Below are 19,346 nucleotides of genomic sequence, written 5' to 3' on the forward strand. Positions count from 1 at the left end.
CCGATCATTGCCGCTGATCGCGACGGCTGCGTCCCGAGGGATCAGCGGTCGAGCACGGCTCTTATGGTTTCCATCGCCGTCACAAGCCGGCGCGACACTTCGCGATTGACCTCTTCAAGCCGGTTCGCTCGGAACTCCGCCTGGTCGAGTTCCTGGGCGAGCCGCGAACGATCCGCATGCACCCGGCGAACCTCGCCTTCGACATCGCTTTGCGCGCGTTCACGTTCGAACCGCACATCGACGGCGCTCTCCAAAGTCGAAAGCGCCTGGCGCAACTGAGCGAGCGCCACATCCACCGTTTTGCCTGAGGGCGTCATGCCTTTCGATTCCCCGCGCAAGGCCCGAATCAAAATATCCGGCCACTCGACTGATTTCCCAACAATATTCAACTCGGCAACTGAACGTCAATAAAGGCCGCCATACGGCAGGGGACCTAATCTGTGGATGAAGGCCGCCTTTATGGCTTAAGCGGCCTTTGTCTTACCCTTGTCGTCTTTTGTATAAGTCGGCGGGCAAATGTCGAAAAATTGCCGCACCACCCCCTGATCGCCCCGCGGATTTATTGACTTGCTCGCCCCAACTGCTATGTCTCAGCCGCCTGAGGCAGCAGTGAAAACGGAGTTTGTAAGGTACTCCTCCGTTTCGGCCGCCTTTCAACCGGTGGCCCAGCCTCCCAAGCGTGTGGCCATCCCCCGAACCCGGAACCCTGCGGAAAAACCATGATCTCTCGCGAACAACACGACCGGATGGCGAATGCGATCCGTTTCCTTGCCATGGATGCTGTCGAGAAGGCCAATTCCGGTCACCCCGGTTTGCCGATGGGGATGGCGGATGTCGCCACCGTTCTCTTTGGCAAATATCTACGCTTCGACCCGAAGCATCCGCATTGGCCGAACCGTGACCGCTTCGTGCTCTCGGCTGGCCATGGCTCCATGCTGCTCTATTCGCTGCTGTACTTGACCGGCTACCCTGACATGGGGGTCGAGGACCTCAAGCAATTCCGTCAGCTCGGCTCCAAGACTGCCGGCCATCCGGAATATGGTCACGCCACCGGCATCGAAACCACCACCGGCCCGCTCGGCCAGGGTATTGCCAATTCGGTCGGCATGGCGATCGCCGAACGCAAGCTGCGTGAAGAATTCGGCGCCGAGCTGATGGATCACTATACCTATGTCATGTGCGGCGACGGCTGCCTCATGGAAGGCATCAGCCATGAAGCGATCGCGCTGGCCGGCCACCTGAAGCTGAACAAGCTCATCCTCTTCTGGGACAACAACTCGATCACCATCGACGGCGCCGTTTCGCTGTCGGATTCGACCGACCAGGTTGCCCGCTTCAAGGCCGTTCACTGGAACACGATCGAAGTAGACGGCCACGACCAGGCCGCCATCGGCGCTGCCATCGAAGCCGCGCACCAATCCGACCGCCCGACGCTGATCGCCTGCAAGACGATTATCGGCTTCGGCGCTCCGAACAAGCAGGGCACCCACAAGGTTCACGGCTCGCCGCTCGGCGCCGAGGAAATTGCAGCGACGCGCGTTGCGTTGAACTGGCCCTACGAAGCTTTCGTCATTCCGGACGACATTCTTACCGAATGGCGCGCCGCCGGCGAGCGCTCCGTCAGCACCCGCGAAGCCTGGGAAGGCCGCGTCGCTGTTGCGGAAGCCGGCAAGAAGGCCGAATTCAATCGCCGCTTTGCCGGCGAGCTGCCGGCTGGCTTCGATGCCGCCATCAGCGAATACAAGAAGAAGCTCGCTGAAACCAAGCCGACGCTCGCAACCCGCAAGGCATCGGAAGATGCGCTCGAAGTCATCAATGGCTTCCTGCCGGAAACACTGGGCGGTTCCGCGGACCTGACGCCGTCGAACAACACCAAGACCAGCCAGATGAAGTCGATCACCCCGACCGATTTCTCCGGCCGGTACGTCCACTGGGGCATCCGCGAGCACGGCATGGCCTCTGCCATGAACGGCATTTCGCTGCATGGCGGCCTGATCCCCTATTCCGGCGGCTTCCTGATCTTCTCGGACTATTGCCGTCCGCCGCTCCGTCTCGCTGCGCTGATGGGCATCCGCGCCATCCACGTTCTGACGCATGACTCGATCGGCGTCGGCGAAGACGGCCCGACGCACCAGCCGGTCGAACAGATCGCCGGCCTGCGGGCCATTCCAAATTTCCTGTTGTTCCGTCCGGCTGATGCCACCGAAACGGCGGAATGCTGGCAGATCGCGGTCAAGACGCACAATCGTCCGTCCGGCCTCGCGCTGACCCGCCAGAACCTGCTCGCTGCACGTACCGAATACAGCGAGAAGAACCTCTGCGAGCAGGGCGCCTACACGCTCGCCGGCAATGCCGACGCCAAGGTGACGATCTTCGCTTCGGGTTCCGAAGTCGAAATCGCCGTCGCCGCCCGCGCGGCGCTGGAAGGCAAGGGTATTTCCACCCGCGTCGTTTCCGTACCCTGCACGGAGCTCTTCTTCGAGCAGCCGGAAGCCTACCGCACGGAAGTGCTCGGCAATTCGCCGGTCAAGATCGCCGTCGAAGCCGCCGTTCGCGAAGGCTGGGACGCATTCATCGGTCCGGAAGGCGCCTTCATCGGCATGAAGAGCTTTGGTGCTTCCGCACCTTACAAGGACGTTTATAAGCATTTCGGCATTACCGCCGAGGCGGTTGTCGCTGCCGCTGAGGCAAAGCTTTCCTGAGGGCGTCGAAAGGCGCTCTCCATTTCAATAGAAATACCCTGAGTGAACGGGAGTGAACACATGACTGTAAAAGTTGCCATCAACGGTTTCGGCCGCATCGGCCGTAACGTTCTGCGCGCGATCGTCGAATCCGGCCGCACCGACATCGAAGTTGTTGCTATCAACGACCTCGGCCCGGTCGAGACCAATGCCCACCTGCTGCGTTACGATTCCATCCACGGCAAGTTCCCTGCCGAAGTGAAGGTCGAAGGCGACACGATCATCGTTGGCGGCGGCAAACCGATCAAGGTCACGGCGATCAAGGATCCGGCAACGCTGCCGCACAAGGACCTTGGCGTCGACATCGCCATGGAATGCACGGGCATCTTCACTGCCCGCGACAAGGCCGCCGCTCACCTGACGGCCGGTGCCAAGCGCGTTATCGTTTCGGCTCCTGCCGACGGTGCCGACCTGACCGTCGTTTTCGGCGTCAACCACGACCAGCTCACCAAGGAGCACATGGTCATCTCCAACGCTTCCTGCACCACGAACTGCCTGGTGCCGGTCGTGAAGGTTCTCGACGACGCCGTCGGCATCGACCACGGCTTCATGACGACCATCCACTCCTACACCGGTGACCAGCCGACGCTCGACACCATGCACAAGGACCTGTACCGCGCCCGTGCCGCAGCCCTGTCCATGATCCCGACCTCGACGGGCGCCGCAAAGGCTGTTGGTCTCGTTCTGCCGCACCTGAAGGGCAAGCTCGACGGCACGTCGATCCGCGTTCCGACCCCGAACGTCTCGGTTGTCGACTTCAAGTTCGTGTCCAAGAAGGCAACGACGGTCGGCGAAATCAACGAAGCCATCAAGGCTGCATCGAACGGCAAGCTGAAGGGCATCCTCGGCTACACCGACGAGCCGCTGGTTTCCCGTGACTTCAACCATGACAGCCACTCGTCGATCTTCGCGACCGACCAGACCAAGGTCATGGAAGGCAACTTCGTGCGCGTCCTGTCCTGGTACGACAACGAATGGGGCTTCTCCAGCCGCATGTCCGATACGGCCGTTGCATTTGCCAAGCTGATCTGATCATGGCCTTCCGCCCTCTCCTTCCGACGACAGTTCGCTGGCGTCCGCTGGAAGGAGACGGGCTGGAGCATCTGACGATCGCTCCCATCGACACCGCCACGGGCGCAGCCATTCGCGCCTGTGGCACCATCATCGGCAGCCGCGACGGCTCGCCCTACGGCGTCTTCTACCGCATCAATTGCGCAGCCGACTGGACCGTTCTCTCCTTTTCGATCGATACCACCGATGGCCGGCGCCTTGCCTTGCTTTCCGACGGCAAAGGACATTGGCGCGCCGAAGACGGCATTGCCTTGCCGCAATTCGACGGCTGCATCGATATCGATCTCTCCGGCTCGCCTTTCACAAACAGCCTGCCGATCCGCCGGCTTGAGCTGACGCCGGACGCTGGAACGGCAAAGCTTTCCATGCTCTATATTCCATTCGACAGCTTCGTGCCGCTGCGCGACGGCCAGCGCTACACTTGCATCACGCCGCAGAAACTCTATCGCTATGCTGCCGAAGACAGGACCTTTACCGTAGACCTGCCCGTCGACGAGGATGGGCTGGTGATCGACTATCCAATCTATTTCAAGCGTGTGGATGTTTAATACGGCCGCGCGGACAACAGCCTGCGGTCCGCATTATTCCTCCCATTCGCCTCAAATCTTTCCTCTCCCTGCCCTGCTATGGTCCAGATTTACAAATAAATTTTTGACAGGAATTCTCCCAAAGCGTTCCGGGGCCGTTTCGCTGTTCTGGCGAAACGCATCACAGCATGAAGTCGCTATCGTCGGAGCGGGCATCGAACCAGCGCCTTCTCCGAAGAATATTTGTATGTACTAATTTTAAGCATGCGGCAGCATAGTGAGTGGCGGGAGAATTGCGAAGGATCCCGGCTGCGGCCGGGGCAAGAGCGCGCGGGAAAGGGGAAGAAGGGCGTGGAGGCATTTTACGTCGTCGTATTGGTGTGCACGGTCCTCATTCTGATGGCGGCCTTCTCGAGTCTGCTTGCCTTTCGTTTCGGCGCACCGCTGCTGCTGCTTTTTCTGATGATCGGGCTGATGGCCGGCACGGACGGGCTCGGCATCGAATTCAGCAATAACTATCTTGCCTATATCCTCGGCTCGCTCGCCCTCGCCGTCATCCTCTTCGATTCCGGCTATGGCACGCCGATCCAGGCCTTCAAACTGGCCGCCGCCCCGGCCCTGACCATTGCGTCCATCGGCGTTCTCGTGACAGCGGCACTGTTCGGCCTCGCCGCCACCTGGCTCCTTGGCTTTACCTGGCTGCAAGGCCTGCTCCTCGGCTCGATCGTCGCGTCGACGGATGCGGCTGCTGTCTTCTTCCTGCTGCGCATCGGCGGCATCAACATCCGCGACAAGGTGCGCTCGACGCTGGAAGTCGAATCCGGCACCAATGATCCGATGGCGATTTTCCTGACGCTGGCGCTGGTCGAGCTGCTTGCGAGCGGCGACGGCTATCACGGTTTCAACCTTGTTATGCTCGCCACCTTCATCCAGCAGATGGGCCTGGGCGTCATTCTCGGCCTGCTCGGCGGCATGATGATCGTGCTGATCGTCAGCCATCTGGAGACCGATCGCGGCCTGACGCCGATCTTCGTGCTGGCGCTCGCCCTGCTCGTCTTCTCCTTTACCGGCGCTGTCGGTGGCAGCGGCTTTCTCGCCGTCTATGTGGCAGGCATTTACGCCGGAAATCGCAAGATGCCCGCCTCGGCCAGCATCAAACGCTTTCAGGACGGCATGACGTGGCTGGCGCAAATCATCATGTTCCTCGTCCTCGGGCTACTCGCCACGCCGTCGCAATTTCCGGCGATCGCCATCCCCGCCGTGGCGTTGGCGCTGTTCCTGATCTTCATCGCCCGGCCAATTGCCGTCTGGCTCTGTCTGTTGCCTTTCGACTACACGCAGCGCGAAACGGGTTTCGTCGCCTGGGTGGGCCTGCGCGGTGCCGTCTCCATCCTGCTCGCCATCATGCCGATCCTTGGCAATCTCCCGAGCAGCCAGACCTATTTCAATGTCGCCTTCATCGTCGTGCTGGTGTCGTTGCTCGTTCAGGGCTGGACGATCAAGCCGATGGCGCGTCGGCTCAGCCTCATCGTGCCGCCGCGCATGGGCGCCGTCGACAAAGTCGAGGTCGATCTGCCGGGCACAGTCAATCACGAGCTGCTCTCCTATCGCGTCGTCAAGGATAGCCCGGTTCTGCGCGGCGAACGCATCCCGCGCTGGGCGATGCCATCGCTCGTCGTCAGGGACGGCAAGTCGATGCGCTACCAATATGCTGGGCGCCTGCGCGAACACGATCTCGTCTATCTCTTCATTTCGCCCAGCTATTCACGCCTTCTCGACCGCCTGTTTGCCAGCCGCGCGCCGGTCGATCCGGATGATGCGGATTTCTTCGGCGCCTTTTCGATCTCGCCGCTGCGTCCCGCCGCCGATCTCGACGCCGCCTATGGTCCAGGGCTTCTCAGCGATGCGGAAAAAGGCCTGACGATCGCCGAGCTGATGCGCCAGCGCCTCGGCGGCAAGGCCGATTATGCCGATCGCGTCCGTCTCGGCGAGATCATCCTGATCGTCCGCGATCTCGACGAAAACGACCATATCCAGTCGGTCGGCATGTCGCTGGAAGCGTTGGAACCACCGGCGATCCTGCCGATTTTCATCAATCTCCACGACATTTTGAACGGTATTCGCGGCTTCCTGCGCAAGCGTCGCGAGCACGCCGAAGAGGTCGTTTCAACCGATTCAAATACCGGCAAAAACGACGCCTGACCGCCTTGCGTCTCGCATCATCCGTAGTATGGTCGGCGCACTTCGCGGCACCAACAACATTGGATCCTCCCTATGGCAGCCTTCAAAACCCTCGACAATCTCACCGATATCACCGGCAAGCGCGTGCTCGTGCGCGTCGACCTCAATGTGCCGGTCAAGGACGGCAAAGTCACCGACGCGACCCGTATCGAGCGCGTGGCGCCGACGATTCTGGAATTGTCCAAGAAGGGTGCCAAGGTCATCCTGCTTGCCCACTTCGGCCGCCCGAAGGATGGGCCGTCGCCGGATCTGTCGCTTTCCTTGATCATTCCCGCGATCGAAGAAGTGCTCGATCACGCCGTCCTCTTCGCCTCCGATTGCGTCGGCGCACCGGCAGCCGACGCCATCGCCAAGATGAACAACGGCGATATTCTGCTGCTCGAAAACACTCGCTTCCATAAGGAAGAAGAGAAAAACGACGCCGCCTTTACTCAGGCGCTGGCAGCCAACGGCGATATCTACGTCAACGACGCCTTCTCCGCCGCCCACCGCGCCCATTCCTCGACCGAGGGCCTTGCCAATCACCTCCCCGCCTATGCCGGCCGCACCATGCAGGCCGAGCTGGAAGCGCTGGAAAAAGGTCTTGGCAACCCGGCCCGCCCGGTTGTTGCCATCGTCGGCGGCGCCAAGGTCTCGACCAAGATCGACCTGCTGATGAACCTGGTGAAGAAGGTCGATGCGCTGGTGATCGGCGGCGGCATGGCCAACACCTTCCTCGCCGCCCGCGGCACCAATGTCGGCAAATCGCTGTGCGAGCATGATCTGGCCGACACCGCCAAGCAGATCATGATCGAAGCCGCGACGTCGGGCTGCGCCATCGTGCTGCCGGAAGACGGCGTTGTCGCCCGCGAATTCAAGGCTGGCGCGGACAATGAAGTTGTTTCGATCGAAGCCATTCCGGCCGATGCCATGGTCCTCGATGTCGGCCCGAAATCGGTCGAAGCGGTCAAGGCCTGGATCGGACGCGCAACGACGCTGGTCTGGAACGGCCCCCTCGGCGCTTTCGAAATCACGCCTTTCGACGCCGCCACCGTGGCTGCTGCCAAATATGCCGCTGAATGCACCAAAGCCGGCAAACTGACCTCGGTTGCCGGCGGCGGCGATACCGTCTCCGCGTTGAACCATGCCGGCGTCGCCGATGATTTCACCTATGTCTCGACGGCAGGCGGCGCTTTCCTCGAATGGATGGAAGGCAAGGTCCTGCCGGGCGTCGCCGTTCTCCATACTGAAAAATAGACCGGCATCTCACACAAAAAGGAGAGCTGCGACCCGGACTTTCGCAGCTTTCCACAGGATGCTAAAATGATAGTCCGAACTTTCAAACGGTTGAAATCATTTCAATCGTTTCAATAATTTAGCTGCCCATTTCCCTCTTTATACACTTCTGTTATCGCCGACCTATATGACCCCGTCGCTGACTGAAATCGACTTGGAGAACGAAAATGAGCGAACGACTTGAAGACATTGCCGTAAAGATGGTAGCCGGTGGCAAGGGCCTGCTGGCGGCTGACGAATCCACCGCCACGATCAAGAAACGTCTCGACACGATCGCTCTCGCTTCCACCGAAGAGAGCCGCCGCGATTATCGCGAAATGCTCTTCCGCTCGGAAGAGGCGATGAAGAAGTACGTCTCCGGGGTCATCCTCTATGAGGAAACTCTCTTTCAGAAGGCCGCCGACGGCACGCCTTTCGTCGACATCATCCGCGCTGCCGACAGCATTCCCGGCATCAAGGTCGATACCGGCGCCAAGCCGATGGCCGGCTTCCCGGGCGAAACCATCACCGAAGGCCTGGACGGCCTCGCTGACCGCCTGGCGAAATATTATGACGCCGGCGCCCGCTTCGCCAAGTGGCGTGGCGTGATCGCCGTTTCCGATACGCTGCCGACCCATGGCTCGATCAAGGCCAATGCCCATGCGCTCGCCCGCTACGCCGCGCTTTGCCAGCAGGCAAAGATCGTGCCGATCGTCGAGCCGGAAGTCTTGATGGACGGCGAACCCGGCACCCACGATCTCGCCCGCAGCGAGGAAGTCACCCGCTGGACGCTGCAGATCGTTTTCCAGGAGCTCGCAGAAGCCCGCATCAACCTCGAAGGCATGATCCTCAAGCCGAGCATGGTCATCGACGGCAAGAAGGCGCGCAAGGCATCGGTCGAGCAAGTCGCCGAACGCACCGTCAAGGTGCTGAAGGAAACCGTTCCCTCCGCCGTCCCCGGCATCGCCTTCCTCTCCGGCGGCCAGACGCCGGAAGAAGCAACCGCGCATCTCTCCGCCATCAACGGCTATGACCTGCCTTGGCACGTTACCTTCTCCTACGGCCGCGCCCTGCAGGACGCCGCGCTGAAGGCATGGGGCGGCAAGGCGGAAAACGTCGCCGCCGGCCAGCGCGCCTTCGCCCACCGCGCCGAGATGAACTACCTCGCCGCCAAGGGTAGCTGGACCAAGGACAGCGAAAAGGCCGCCTGATCTAAGGTGACGCTTCGAATGGATGAAAGCCCCGATCGCGATGCGGTCGGGGCTTTTTGCTTTTGTGCGGTAGATGAGTTTGCAGCACGCTCAAGCTGTTTTGAGGGCAGCGAGATCACCGCTACTGAGAGACGCTAAGTTGGCTTCGATTTTGTCTATCGGCCAATCCCACCAGGCTATATCAAGAAGTTCGTTGATGACCTCACTCGGATAGCGCATCCGAATGATAGTTGCCGGATTCCCGCCAACAACTGCATAAGGCGGTACATGACTTGCGACGACCGAAGCAGCGCCGACGATCGCGCCCGCCCCAATCTGCACGCCCGGCATGATGGCCGCGTTATGACCAATCCAGACATCGTGACCGACGATGGTATCCTTCACCGGCAGGTCGGTGTAGCCGAAGGTCTCAGGCTTAAAGATGCGAAATGGATAGGTGGTGAAGCCAGTCATCGGATGATTAGCCGAACTGGTGATGAAGTAGCTTCCCCGAGCAATTTGGACAAACTTGCCGATCACTAGGCGCTCACGAACGCTACCACCGAGATAGGGCGCCAGTATCTGGGCAGTATCTTCCGGCCTTCCGGAATGGGTATAATAGCTGAACTCGCCGATTTCCATGCGCGGATGGTCAATTACGTTCTTCAGGTAGACAGTATCGCGATAGAGGGTGCCATCAGGCAAAGTAATTGGATGGACTGCATTAGGGTCAAGAAGAGGCATGGAAAACCTTTTCAAATTGCCGGTAACTTCGCAGAAGTAGATCCCGCTTCATCCTAGCTATGTGATTTTATACAGACGAAGCTAATCCCGCATATCGATGGAATCCATCACGCCGCTCGAAAGCCTTCATGAATAATGTAAATGATGGCTGAGGCCCGCTCCACGGCGAAGAACTTGTCACCGGCACAAGTTCCCGCTTTCAGGCTCGCCCGAGCCGCGGCTAAATCCTCGCAGTTCGATCAATACTCTGGGAGCCGCCATGAACACCGTCGCTTATGTCACTGTCGACGTCTTCACATTGGAACGTTTCGTCGGCAATCCGCTGGCCGTCATTCCCGATGCCCGCGGCGGCCTGAGCAGCGACGCCATGCAGAAGATCGCAGCCGAGTTCGGCTATTCGGAAACGACCTTCGTGCTGCCACCGGAGAACCCGGATCATACCGCGCGCGTCCGCATCTTCACGCCAACGGCCGAAATCCCCTTTGCCGGCCATCCCAATGTCGGCACCGCTTTCGTTCTCGGACAACAACAGGAAATCTTCGGAAAGCCCGCGGGCGACAGGCTGATCTTCGAAGAGGATGCCGGGCTGGTTGAGGTGACGCTGTTGCGCAAGGGCGGTAACATCACAGGCGCCAGCATCCGTGCGCCGGGAAAGCTGACGGTCGGCGACACGATTGCCCCCGAACTGATTGCCCGCTGCGTGCAGGTCGGTCCGCAATCGATCCGCACGATAACGCACGCCCCGACCTTCGCCTCCGTTGGCCTGCCTTTCGCCTTCGCAGAACTGGACAGCCTGGAAACGCTTGGAAAAGCGTGGCCGAATGCGGCGATCTTTGTCGAAGCGGCTGCCCGGCACAAGCTGGACAAGACCGGCTTCTCGCTCTTTCTCTACGTGCGCTCGGCCGAAAACCCGTGGCATATCCGCGCGCGCATGTTTGCGCCCATGGACAACGTGACGGAAGACCCGGCGACCGGCAGCGCCTCCGCTGCACTCGGCGCCTACCTGACCTCCCTGTTGCCGGCACAGGATGCGGAGGTGAAAATCACCATCGAGCAGGGCGTGGAAATGGGAAGACGCAGCGTCATCGGTGTCGAAGTCCGGAAATCTTCCGGCACGGTAAACGAAGTCTTGCTGTCGGGTAGCAGCGTCCATGTCATGCGCGGCGAAATCCTGCTTTAAGGCGCCCCGCACGATCCTCCGAAGGCCTCAATCCCGGCCTGCAATGCCTTAAAACGTCTCGTTGATGACCAAGGCGATCGTCCAGGCTGCAAAGGCTATCACGGCGATCTTCCAGAAATCGGCACGCCGTTTGAGGCCGGGCAGCCCGAGCGGCTTGATGATTTGCACCGCCATGGCAAGCAACAGCAGCACCGCGATCACTTTTGTCACGGTATTTTTCCCCGTTTGCGCAAGAGTGAGCATAGCCTCATCAAAAACCACTGCGCAGTTTTCATGATCATGCTCTAATCGTCATAGGACGGACATTTTTCCGCGCCAACAGACTGTTTCTTAACGCCGATAGCGGCAATCCGGGGCACAATCAATAGTGAAAACTGGCAGGGCTTGGTTCTGCCTTATCGGTTCTCTAAGTGGAGCCGCATGAAAGTAGGAACATGAAGAGAAATATTTTACCCGTTCTTGCCCTGCTTTTCGGTACGCTCTTCCTATTCACCGGCAATGGCCTGCACAGCCTGCTTCTACCGGTGCGTGGCACGGCCGAGGGCTACGCCACCACGACGCTCGGTCTGCTCGGCACGACCTGGGCGACAGGCTTCGTGCTCGGCTGTCTGACCGCGCCGAAACTCGTTCGGCGCATCGGTCATGTCCGCGCCTTTTCCGGCTTCATCTCCGTCATCGCCATCATCGCGCTGCTGACCGGCATCATCGTCGACGCGACCTGGTGGGTGCTGCTGCGGGCCGTCACCGGTTTCTGCACCGCCGGCACCTCGATGATCATCGAAAGCTGGCTCAATGAACGTGCCACCAATGAAAGCCGTGGCGCGATCTTCTCGCTTTACATCGGCATTACCTTGATCGGCGCCGTTGCCGGCCAGATGATGATCCCCTTTGCAGATATCCACACGCCGATCCTCTTCATGTGCTGCGGCATCTGCTATTGCATCGCCATGCTGCCGACGACGCTCTCGACCGCTGCCTCGCCGCAGCCGCTGAAGGCCGTCAGCCTGGATTTGAAGGCGCTCTACCGCAACTCGCCGGTCGCCTCCATCGGCATCCTCTTGGTCGGCATTGCCAATGGTGCCTATGGCACGCTCGGCGCCGTCTTCGGCGCCAATGCCGGTCTCTCGGACAGCAATATCGCGCTGATGATGAGCTCGACCATCTTCGCTGGTGCCGTGATGCAGTTTCCGGCCGGGCGCCTTTCCGACCGCATCGACCGCCGCTACGTGCTGGCCGGCATGGCCGCTGTCGCCGCCATCGACGGGCTGCTGCTCTTCCTGCTGCAGCCAGCCGGTCCTTATTTCCTGATCGGCATGGTGGTCATCTATGGCGCCGTCGCCAACACGCTCTATCCGATCACCGTCGCTCATGCTAACGACTTCGCCGCGCCCGAGGATTTTGTCAAAGTCTCCGGCGGCCTGCTGCTGCTCTACGGCATCGGCACGATCATCGGCCCGACGCTGAGTGGCCCGGTCATGTCCTCCATCGGTCCCTACGCACTGTTCTTCGTCACCGCGGTCGCGCATGTGCTGATCACCAGCTACGCGATCTTCCGCAGCCGCATGCGCGCCGCCAAGCCCGCGAGCGATCGCGACGCCTACACCAACATGCCTTCGGCGAATGCGCAGATGATCACGCCGGAAAGCATGTCGTTGGCGCGCAGCGAGGCTTCGAAAAGTGAGGCTTCGAAAAAGGACGATATGACGGTAAATTACGGCACATGAGCCGGGGAGTGACGAGGAGGAAACAGAATGAGCATCTTCGATGATGACCGCCCGAAAAAGCCGTCCGCCCATGAAATCGGCAGCGATTTGTCGCTGCTTTCCGTCGACGAGCTCAAGGCACGCGTCGCGCTGATGCAGGCGGAGATCGCCCGGCTGGAAGCGGAGATTGCCACTAAGGCATCCGGCCGTCAGGCGGCCGAAAACCTGTTCCGCTCGTAAGCCTGCCATCGGCGCAAACCTGTGTGATTGAAGTACAGATAGAGGCATGCTCAACGGAATATTAAGCTTTACGACATATTACTATGACCATCCAGATTTGCTCTGGACTCAGACAGTTCCTCCACTTGGCGAATTGGTCTGATTTTTCTCCCTGTTTTACCTTGAGAGCCGCGTTTGCGGCTCTTCTTTTTCGCCTTGACACGGCGCTCCCGAGGAAACTGTGGAGATTAACCCTTTCTTAAGAATCGCCTTGCGAATTTCAGTTAAAACCACCATCTTGAAGTCATAAGAACGGACGCCGAGAGTTCTTCTGAACTTCACCGGCTTTTCCTGAACAAAAGTGTTGCGTTAGCAGGGATTTCTTCGATGTCGGAACTTGGTTTGAACACGATCAGCTTTGCTGGCCACGCAGCTTCGTCGGCGCAGTTCAGGACGCTGTATTCGGAAGGCATGTCGCTGGTCGAAGAAACCGCCGCTTATCTCGACGGCCAGGGTCGGGCAGCCTCCAAGGTTCTGCCGCGCATGGCCTCCGTGCTCTACGCCGCCGAATCCATGCGGCTGACCACCCGCCTGATGCAGATGGCCTCGTGGCTGCTGCTGCAGCGCGCCGTCAACAACGGCGAAATGTCGCGCGATCAGGTGCTGGCCGAAAAAAACAAGGTTCGCCTCGACGGCTTCAACGTCGACCGCAATGCTCCGGGCTGGAACGACCTTCCGGAATCCTTCCGCGATCTCGTCGAGCGCTCGCTGCGCCTTCAGAACCGCGTCGCCCTGCTCGACCGCGAAATCTATCGCCCGACGGAAGCTCCGATCGTTCCGGACAACCAGAACAGCGTCAAAGCGCAGCTCACCCTGCTGCAGACGGCTTTTGGGACGAACTGAGTTTCGATAGCTTATAGCTGACGAATAAAACCGGCCGTGTTTCGCACGGCCGGTTTTATTTTGTTCGGTCTGAGATGATAGCGGCGATGAGCCTGAGAAGCGACCGCTCTACGAAGAGCATCGCATCAAGACAACAAAAAAGCCCAGCAAAGCCGGGCTCTTTTCAAAACACCAGATCGCGAAGCGATTAGATGCCGAGACCGCCGAAACGCTTGTTGAACTTGGAAACGCGGCCGCCGCGGTCCATGAGCTGCTGGTTGCCGCCCGTCCAAGCCGGATGAGACTTGCTGTCGATTTCGAGGTTCATGACAGCGCCTTCCGAACCCCAGGTCGAGCGGGTTTCGTATTCGGTGCCGTCGGTCATGACCACCTTGATGGTGTGGTAGTCGGGATGGATGTTGGCCTTCATAACAATCTTCCTGTCATGCCAGGGTCCATTTGTCGCAAGCCATTGCGGCAACCGAACCGATTGAATAAATGAAGCCGCAGTCCGATTGAGGCCACGGCTTCCAATTAAGATGGCGTGCCTATACATGAAGGCGGCAAGGATAACAAGGGGCGAAAGAGCGAAGTCCCTTGCTGATATGGGGATTGGAGACGACTTGTCAGAGACGGGCCAGGCAGACGACAAAAAGCGCAAATCCATTCGGCCGCTTGGACGGCTGGCACCCTATCTCAGGCGCTATCGCGGCATGGTGCTGGGGGCGCTGATCGCCTTGGTCGTTGCTGCCGTCACCTCTCTCGCCCTGCCGCTAGCCGTCCGGCGCATGATCGACCATGGCTTCGATCAGTCCGATCGCGGTCTCATCGACAGCTATTTCGCCGCGATCATGGCGATGGCCGTCATTCTCGCGATCGCAAGCGCGTTGCGCTATTATTTTGTCATCACCATCGGCGAGCGCATCGTCTCGGATATGCGCCGCGAGGTCTTCGATCATGTGACGCGGCTGTCGCCCTCCTTCTTCGATGTCAATCAATCCGGCGAGATCGTCTCGCGGCTGACGGCCGACACGACGCAGATCAAGTCCGCCGTCGGCGCAACGGCTTCGGTGGCGCTGCGCAATCTCATTCTCTGTCTTGGCGCCGTGGGCATGATGATCATCACCAGCCCGAAGCTGTCGAGCATCGTGCTGATTGCCATCCCGATCATCGTGCTGCCGCTTGTCAGCTTCGGCCGCTCCGTGCGCAAGCGCTCGCGCGCCGCGCAGGATACGCTTGCCGATGCATCCGCCTATGCCAACGAGACCATCGCCGCCAGCCGCACCATCCAGGCCTTTAACGGCGAGGCGGCGGCAGCGCAGCGTTATGGCGCCGCGGTCGAGGATGCCTATCAGGCGGCGCGCGCCGCGATCAAATCCCGCTCGCTGCTGACCGGATTTGCCATCACCATGGTCTTTGGCAGCATCGTCGCCGTGCTTTGGGTCGGTGCGCAAAATGTTCTCGCCGGAACGATGTCGGCGGGTACGCTCGGTCAGTTCCTCCTTTACTCCGTCATTGCCGGCACGTCGCTCGGCTCGCTGTCGGAAGTCTGGGGCGAGCTATCGCAGGCCGCAGGCGCAGCCGATCGCCTGGGCGAACTTCTCGCCGAAGTCTCGCCGATCGCCGCCCCCTCCAATCCATTGCCCCTTCCCCAGCCGCCGCAGGGTCGGGTGGAATTCTCCGACGTGCATTTCTCCTATCCGTCCCGACCGGGCAAATCAGCGCTGCATGGCCTGTCGCTTTCCGTTCAGCCGGGCGAAACGGTGGCGATCGTCGGTCCTTCCGGTGCCGGCAAGAGCACGGTCTTCTCGCTGTTGCTGCGCTTCTACGATCCGCAGCAGGGTAGCATCGCCATCGACGGCATTGACGCTCGTCGCGTTTTGCCCGACGCCCTGCGCGACCGCATCGCCATCGTGCCGCAGGACACGACCATTTTCGCCGCCTCGATTCACGACAATATTGCCTTCGGCCGCCCCGAAGCCTTGCGCGACGAGGTCCGCGCCGCCGCGATCGCCGCCCAGGCGGATGAATTCATCTCGCGCCTGGACAAGGGTTACGACACACAGGTAGGCGAGCGCGGCATTACCCTTTCCGGCGGACAGCGCCAGCGCATCGCCATTGCCCGCGCCATCCTGAAGAATGCGCCGATCCTGCTGCTCGACGAAGCGACATCGGCGCTCGATGCGGAGAGCGAGACGCTGGTGCAAAGGGCCCTCGATGGCCTGATGGAAACGCGCACCACCCTCGTCATCGCGCATCGCCTGGCGACGGTTCTGAAGGCCGACCGCATCCTTGTGCTCGATCAAGGCCGCATCGTCGAAGAAGGCACGCACCAAAGCCTGATCCATCACGGCGGCATCTACGCCAAGCTGGCGCGGCTGCAATTCGACGCCGGCATCGACGACCGCATGCTCGCAGTCAAATAACGGGGATCGGGCAAGCCGAATACAACAGGTGGAAATAGCTTTAAAGTTGCGCTAGATTTTTCCCGTTATCTCGCGCTGACGCGATTCTAGGAGACGGGAACCATGTATAAATTTGAAGTCTACAAGGACAAGGCTGGCGAATTCCGCTTCCGCTTCAAGGCCTCGAACGGCGAAACCATGTTTGCCTCCGAAGGCTATAAGGCGAAGGCTTCGGCCCTCCACGCTATTGAATCGATCAAGTCCCATGTCGGCGCCGCCGCTATCGACGACCAGACCGCCGCCTAAGACTTCGCGTCGAGCGCTGCTATACAGCCTCTACGGCCGGCTGCCTTCGGGCGCGCCGGCCGTTTTCGTTTGCCCATCAAAAAATTTCGAAAAAATCTGCTCGGCCTGTCGAAATCAGCCTCGCTCGCGTCTCATAGTATCGGAACGGGCATGAAGCCGTTTCGCCGGCGGCGTTGCACATCTTGGCATTTGCTCTTTAGATGCAGCGTCCAGTCCGGCTTACCGCCAACACAGCGAGCAGGAGTTTCCCCATGCAATATGCTTTGATCATCCGTGAATCGGCCGAGGATTTTAAGCGGCGCGAGGATCCCGCCTATAAGAACGGCTGGATCGCCTATACCCAGGCGCTTGTCCAGGCCGGCATCATGACCGGCGGTGCCGGGCTGACCGAGCCGGAAACCGCAACGGTCATCCGCCGCCGCGGCGAAGACCATGATGTGCAGGACGGTCCTTTCCCGGAAGGCAAGGAACAGCTCGGCGGTTTCTATCTGATCGATGTGCCGAACCTCGACGCAGCCCTGGAATGGGCCGTGCGCGTGCCAATCTCCCAGAAGGGATCCGTCGAAGTGCGGCCGCGTCTGCAAATGTGACATGGCCATGGACCATGACGTTGGACGCGCCACGGAACGGGTGGCGCGCCAATCCTACGGCAAGTTGATCGCTTTCCTGGCGGCGCGCTCGGGCGATGTGCCGGCGGCGGAGGATGCGCTGTCCGAGGCTCTCGCAGCCGCATTGCGCGCTTGGCCGGCGCGCGGCATTCCCGAAAATCCCGAGGCCTGGCTATTGGTCGCGGCGCGGCGCAATCTTTATGGCGCCGCAAGACATGCAAACGTCAAGGCCGCCGCCCGCGATACGATCACTCTGGCTTTCGAGGAAGCGGAGGAGCGCATGAATGCGGATGGCCCCACCTTCCCCGACGAGCGGCTGAAGCTGCTGTTTACCTGCACCCATCCGGCGATCGACCGGTCCGTGCATACACCGCTGATGCTACAGACGGTTCTCGGCATCGATGCCAGAACCATAGCGCAGGCTTTCATCGTCTCGCCGGAAACGATGAGCCAGCGGCTAGTTCGGGCCAAGACCAAGATCCGCGAAGCGCATATTCCATTCAGCGTGCCCGATCGTTCCGTGCTGCCGGAGCGGCTGACGGGCGTGCTCTCGGCGATCTATGCTGCCTCCGGCCTCGGCTGGGACGGGCTCGATGGCGAAGACGGCAAGCTGCATGCTCTGGCAGACGAAGCCATCTGGCTCGGCCGCGCCCTGCTTGCCACCCTACCGCAGGAGCCGGAGGCGATCGGATTATTGTCTCTGATGCTTTACTGCGAAGCCCGCCGTGCCGCCCGCCGGGATGCGGATGGCTGCTATGTACCGCTCGGCGAACAGGACACCGCACGCTGGAACGCCATCATGATGGCCGAAGCCGACAGCCTGCTGTGGCAGGCGGGAACTTTCGATCGCTTCGGCCCATTCCAATGCCAGGCGGCAATCCAGTCCATCCATTCCGAACGCCGTCGCTCCGGTGTCACCGACTGGACGGCGCTCGCAAAGCTCTATGACGCACTCGTGCTGATGAAACCGACCGTCGGCGCCCGCGTGAGTCAAGCCGCCGTGATCGGCCGGGCGCAGGGGGCTATGGCGGGATTGCAGAAGCTGAACCAGTTGGTTGAGAGCGATATCCTGAGCTACCAGCCCTATTGGGCCGTCCGTGCCCATCTGCTTGCGGAAGCCGGAGAAACGGAGAGCGCGGTTACGGCCTATCGCACGGCGATTGGGCTGAGCCACAGCTCTGCCGTCCGAGAATTCCTGCAGGCAAGCCTCGATACCATTCTGGTCGAGAGGAATTGACGACTATTTCTCCGTCAGCTTCAGCTCGATACGGCGATTGGTGGCGCGGGCTTCCGGCGTATCGCCGGGAGCGATCGGCTGGAATTCGCCGAAGCCGGCGGCGACGAGCCGGTCCGCAGGAACGCCATGGGCAATCAGGAACTTGACGACAGCGATGGCGCGCGCCGACGACAGCGCCCAGTTGTCGGGATAGCGGCCGCTGCCGGAGAGCGGCACATTGTCCGTATGCCCATCGACGCGCAGCACCCAGTTGATCTCGGGCGGAATTTCCTTGGAAAGATCGATCAGCGCGGCCGCAAGCTTGGCCATCTCCGCCTGGCCGTCCGGGTTGAGATCAGCCGCACCGGAAGGGAACAGCACTTCCGACTGGAAGACGAAGCGGTCGCCAACGATGCGAATATTGTCGCGGTCGGAGAGAATTTCGCGCAAGCGCCCAAAGAAGTCGGAACGATAACGGTTGAGCTCCTGCACGCGCTGCGCCAGCGCCACATTCAGCCGCCGGCCGAGATCGGCGATCTTCACCTGCGATGTCTGATCCTTCTCCTCCGACGCCTGCAAGGCCGCCTCGACAGCGGCAATTTGGCTGCGCAGCGCGGCAATCTGCTGGTTGAGAAGATCGACCTGGCTGAGAGCGCGGGCGCTCGCCTGCTTCTGGTCGTCAAGCTGCTGCGTCAGCGTGCCGACCCTCTGCTGCGCGGCCTGGCTATTGCCGGAACCGGCATCCAGCAGCGCCTGCAGACGCGAGCGGTCGCCCTCTGCCACCGAAAGCGACGCCTGCAGATTGGCGATGGAATCCTCGAGATCCTGCTTGCCGCTCTTTTCGAGCGCCAATGCCTGCGTCAATTCGTTAATCTGGCTATTGAGGCGATTCAGCACCTCGTCGCGGCCGGAAATCTCGCGACTTAGAATGAACTGGCCAACGACGAACACCGTCAGCAGGAACATGATCGCCATCAGCAGCGTGGAGAGCGCATCGACGAATCCCGGCCAATAGTCGACCGTTCTCTTGTGGCGACTGTTTCGCGCGAGCGCCATGAT

19 protein-coding genes are annotated in these 19,346 nt (G+C 60.5%); 14 read left to right on the forward strand and 5 right to left on the reverse strand.

Going from position 1 to position 19,346, the window contains the following annotated elements; translation table 11 throughout:
* Window positions 1-41 precede the first annotated feature (41 nt).
* Entirely contained in the window at window positions 42-317 is a 276-nt protein-coding gene (locus NXC24_RS15910) for a DUF4164 domain-containing protein (protein ID WP_104825195.1), read from the reverse strand.
* A gap of 402 nt (window positions 318-719) precedes the next feature.
* Here NXC24_RS15910 and tkt point away from each other — a divergent pair, with 402 nt between their 5' ends.
* From tkt to NXC24_RS15940, 6 genes are all read left to right on the forward strand, one after another.
* Window positions 720-2,702 (forward strand): transketolase, encoded by a 1,983-nt coding sequence (tkt, locus tag NXC24_RS15915; protein ID WP_104824184.1) that lies wholly within the window; start codon window positions 720-722, stop codon window positions 2,700-2,702.
* Between the two features lie 60 nt (window positions 2,703-2,762).
* The gene (gene gap / locus NXC24_RS15920; protein ID WP_104824185.1) at window positions 2,763-3,773 is read left to right on the forward strand and encodes a type I glyceraldehyde-3-phosphate dehydrogenase; all 1,011 of its coding nucleotides are present in this window, start codon (window positions 2,763-2,765) and stop codon (window positions 3,771-3,773) included.
* 2 nt (window positions 3,774-3,775) lie between these two features.
* Complete coding sequence (locus NXC24_RS15925) at window positions 3,776-4,360, forward strand: putative glycolipid-binding domain-containing protein (RefSeq protein WP_104824186.1); 585 nt, start codon at window positions 3,776-3,778, stop codon at window positions 4,358-4,360.
* A gap of 330 nt (window positions 4,361-4,690) precedes the next feature.
* Window positions 4,691-6,541, forward strand: a complete 1,851-nt coding sequence (locus tag NXC24_RS15930) for a potassium/proton antiporter (RefSeq protein WP_104824187.1) — start codon at window positions 4,691-4,693, stop codon at window positions 6,539-6,541.
* Window positions 6,542-6,613: 72 nt separating this feature from the next.
* Window positions 6,614-7,816 carry a phosphoglycerate kinase gene (locus NXC24_RS15935; RefSeq protein ID WP_104824188.1) on the forward strand — a complete coding sequence of 401 codons (1,203 nt, stop codon included), beginning with the start codon at window positions 6,614-6,616 and terminating at the stop codon, window positions 7,814-7,816.
* A 206-nt stretch (window positions 7,817-8,022) separates the two neighbouring features.
* Complete coding sequence (locus NXC24_RS15940) at window positions 8,023-9,045, forward strand: class I fructose-bisphosphate aldolase (protein WP_104824189.1); 1,023 nt, start codon at window positions 8,023-8,025, stop codon at window positions 9,043-9,045.
* A gap of 90 nt (window positions 9,046-9,135) precedes the next feature.
* Here the strand turns inward: NXC24_RS15940 and NXC24_RS15945 are convergent, their stop codons facing one another.
* A complete protein-coding gene (locus tag NXC24_RS15945; RefSeq protein WP_104824190.1) occupies window positions 9,136-9,768 on the reverse strand; it encodes a CatB-related O-acetyltransferase in 633 nt (210 codons plus the stop codon).
* Between the two features lie 259 nt (window positions 9,769-10,027).
* On the opposite strand from NXC24_RS15945, the gene NXC24_RS15950 reads away from it, so the two are divergent.
* Window positions 10,028-10,948 carry a PhzF family phenazine biosynthesis protein gene (locus NXC24_RS15950; RefSeq protein WP_104824191.1) on the forward strand — a complete coding sequence of 307 codons (921 nt, stop codon included), beginning with the start codon at window positions 10,028-10,030 and terminating at the stop codon, window positions 10,946-10,948.
* 48 nt (window positions 10,949-10,996) lie between these two features.
* On the opposite strand, the gene NXC24_RS35490 is transcribed toward NXC24_RS15950, so the two are convergent.
* Complete coding sequence (locus NXC24_RS35490; protein ID WP_199773484.1) at window positions 10,997-11,158, reverse strand: hypothetical protein; 162 nt, start codon at window positions 11,156-11,158, stop codon at window positions 10,997-10,999.
* 224 nt (window positions 11,159-11,382) lie between these two features.
* Here NXC24_RS35490 and NXC24_RS15960 point away from each other — a divergent pair, with 224 nt between their 5' ends.
* The 3 genes from NXC24_RS15960 to NXC24_RS15970 all read left to right on the forward strand — a co-directional run bounded on the left by NXC24_RS15960 (window position 11,383) and on the right by NXC24_RS15970 (window position 13,773).
* A complete protein-coding gene (locus tag NXC24_RS15960) occupies window positions 11,383-12,672 on the forward strand; it encodes an MFS transporter (RefSeq protein WP_104824193.1) in 1,290 nt (429 codons plus the stop codon).
* Between the two features lie 27 nt (window positions 12,673-12,699).
* Complete coding sequence (locus tag NXC24_RS15965; protein WP_104824194.1) at window positions 12,700-12,891, forward strand: DUF1192 domain-containing protein; 192 nt, start codon at window positions 12,700-12,702, stop codon at window positions 12,889-12,891.
* Between the two features lie 366 nt (window positions 12,892-13,257).
* Window positions 13,258-13,773: a DUF1465 family protein gene (locus NXC24_RS15970; protein WP_104824195.1), complete on the forward strand. Its 516-nt coding sequence runs from the start codon at window positions 13,258-13,260 to the stop codon at window positions 13,771-13,773.
* A 187-nt stretch (window positions 13,774-13,960) separates the two neighbouring features.
* On the opposite strand, the gene rpmE is transcribed toward NXC24_RS15970, so the two are convergent.
* Window positions 13,961-14,182, reverse strand: a complete 222-nt coding sequence (gene rpmE / locus NXC24_RS15975; RefSeq protein ID WP_104824196.1) for a 50S ribosomal protein L31 — start codon at window positions 14,180-14,182, stop codon at window positions 13,961-13,963.
* Window positions 14,183-14,375: 193 nt separating this feature from the next.
* Here rpmE and NXC24_RS15980 point away from each other — a divergent pair, with 193 nt between their 5' ends.
* The 4 genes from NXC24_RS15980 (at window position 14,376) to NXC24_RS15995 (ending at window position 18,308) form a co-directional block, all read left to right on the forward strand.
* Window positions 14,376-16,178: an ABC transporter transmembrane domain-containing protein gene (locus NXC24_RS15980; protein ID WP_104824197.1), complete on the forward strand. Its 1,803-nt coding sequence runs from the start codon at window positions 14,376-14,378 to the stop codon at window positions 16,176-16,178.
* Between the two features lie 102 nt (window positions 16,179-16,280).
* On the forward strand, window positions 16,281-16,463 hold the full coding sequence (locus NXC24_RS15985; protein ID WP_104824198.1) for a YegP family protein: 183 nt from the start codon (window positions 16,281-16,283) through the stop codon (window positions 16,461-16,463).
* Window positions 16,464-16,714: 251 nt separating this feature from the next.
* Complete coding sequence (locus NXC24_RS15990) at window positions 16,715-17,053, forward strand: YciI family protein (protein WP_104824199.1); 339 nt, start codon at window positions 16,715-16,717, stop codon at window positions 17,051-17,053.
* A 7-nt stretch (window positions 17,054-17,060) separates the two neighbouring features.
* Complete coding sequence (locus tag NXC24_RS15995; protein WP_104825196.1) at window positions 17,061-18,308, forward strand: DUF6596 domain-containing protein; 1,248 nt, start codon at window positions 17,061-17,063, stop codon at window positions 18,306-18,308.
* A gap of 3 nt (window positions 18,309-18,311) precedes the next feature.
* Here the strand turns inward: NXC24_RS15995 and NXC24_RS16000 are convergent, their stop codons facing one another.
* Window positions 18,312-19,343: a peptidoglycan -binding protein gene (locus NXC24_RS16000; protein WP_104824200.1), complete on the reverse strand. Its 1,032-nt coding sequence runs from the start codon at window positions 19,341-19,343 to the stop codon at window positions 18,312-18,314.
* Window positions 19,344-19,346: the final 3 nt, after the last annotated feature.

This window comes from Rhizobium sp. NXC24, assembly GCF_002944315.1.
Classification (GTDB): domain Bacteria; phylum Pseudomonadota; class Alphaproteobacteria; order Rhizobiales; family Rhizobiaceae; genus Rhizobium.

What these genes read in the sequence shown, in the direction of transcription:
- NXC24_RS15910 (WP_104825195.1), bottom strand. Translation starts at nt 317, where the DNA reads ATGACGCCCTCAGGCAAAACGGTGGATGTGGCGCTCGCTCAGTTGCGC.
- tkt (WP_104824184.1), top strand. Translation starts at nt 720, where the DNA reads ATGATCTCTCGCGAACAACACGACCGGATGGCGAATGCGATCCGTTTC.
- gap (WP_104824185.1), top strand. Translation starts at nt 2,763, where the DNA reads ATGACTGTAAAAGTTGCCATCAACGGTTTCGGCCGCATCGGCCGTAAC.
- NXC24_RS15925 (WP_104824186.1), top strand. Translation starts at nt 3,776, where the DNA reads ATGGCCTTCCGCCCTCTCCTTCCGACGACAGTTCGCTGGCGTCCGCTG.
- NXC24_RS15935 (WP_104824188.1), top strand. Translation starts at nt 6,614, where the DNA reads ATGGCAGCCTTCAAAACCCTCGACAATCTCACCGATATCACCGGCAAG.
- NXC24_RS15940 (WP_104824189.1), top strand. Translation starts at nt 8,023, where the DNA reads ATGAGCGAACGACTTGAAGACATTGCCGTAAAGATGGTAGCCGGTGGC.
- NXC24_RS15945 (WP_104824190.1), bottom strand. Translation starts at nt 9,768, where the DNA reads ATGCCTCTTCTTGACCCTAATGCAGTCCATCCAATTACTTTGCCTGAT.
- NXC24_RS15950 (WP_104824191.1), top strand. Translation starts at nt 10,028, where the DNA reads ATGAACACCGTCGCTTATGTCACTGTCGACGTCTTCACATTGGAACGT.
- NXC24_RS15960 (WP_104824193.1), top strand. Translation starts at nt 11,383, where the DNA reads ATGAAGAGAAATATTTTACCCGTTCTTGCCCTGCTTTTCGGTACGCTC.
- NXC24_RS15965 (WP_104824194.1), top strand. Translation starts at nt 12,700, where the DNA reads ATGAGCATCTTCGATGATGACCGCCCGAAAAAGCCGTCCGCCCATGAA.
- NXC24_RS15970 (WP_104824195.1), top strand. Translation starts at nt 13,258, where the DNA reads ATGTCGGAACTTGGTTTGAACACGATCAGCTTTGCTGGCCACGCAGCT.
- rpmE (WP_104824196.1), bottom strand. Translation starts at nt 14,182, where the DNA reads ATGAAGGCCAACATCCATCCCGACTACCACACCATCAAGGTGGTCATG.
- NXC24_RS15985 (WP_104824198.1), top strand. Translation starts at nt 16,281, where the DNA reads ATGTATAAATTTGAAGTCTACAAGGACAAGGCTGGCGAATTCCGCTTC.
- NXC24_RS15990 (WP_104824199.1), top strand. Translation starts at nt 16,715, where the DNA reads ATGCAATATGCTTTGATCATCCGTGAATCGGCCGAGGATTTTAAGCGG.
- NXC24_RS15995 (WP_104825196.1), top strand. Translation starts at nt 17,061, where the DNA reads ATGGACCATGACGTTGGACGCGCCACGGAACGGGTGGCGCGCCAATCC.
- NXC24_RS16000 (WP_104824200.1), bottom strand. Translation starts at nt 19,343, where the DNA reads ATGGCGCTCGCGCGAAACAGTCGCCACAAGAGAACGGTCGACTATTGG.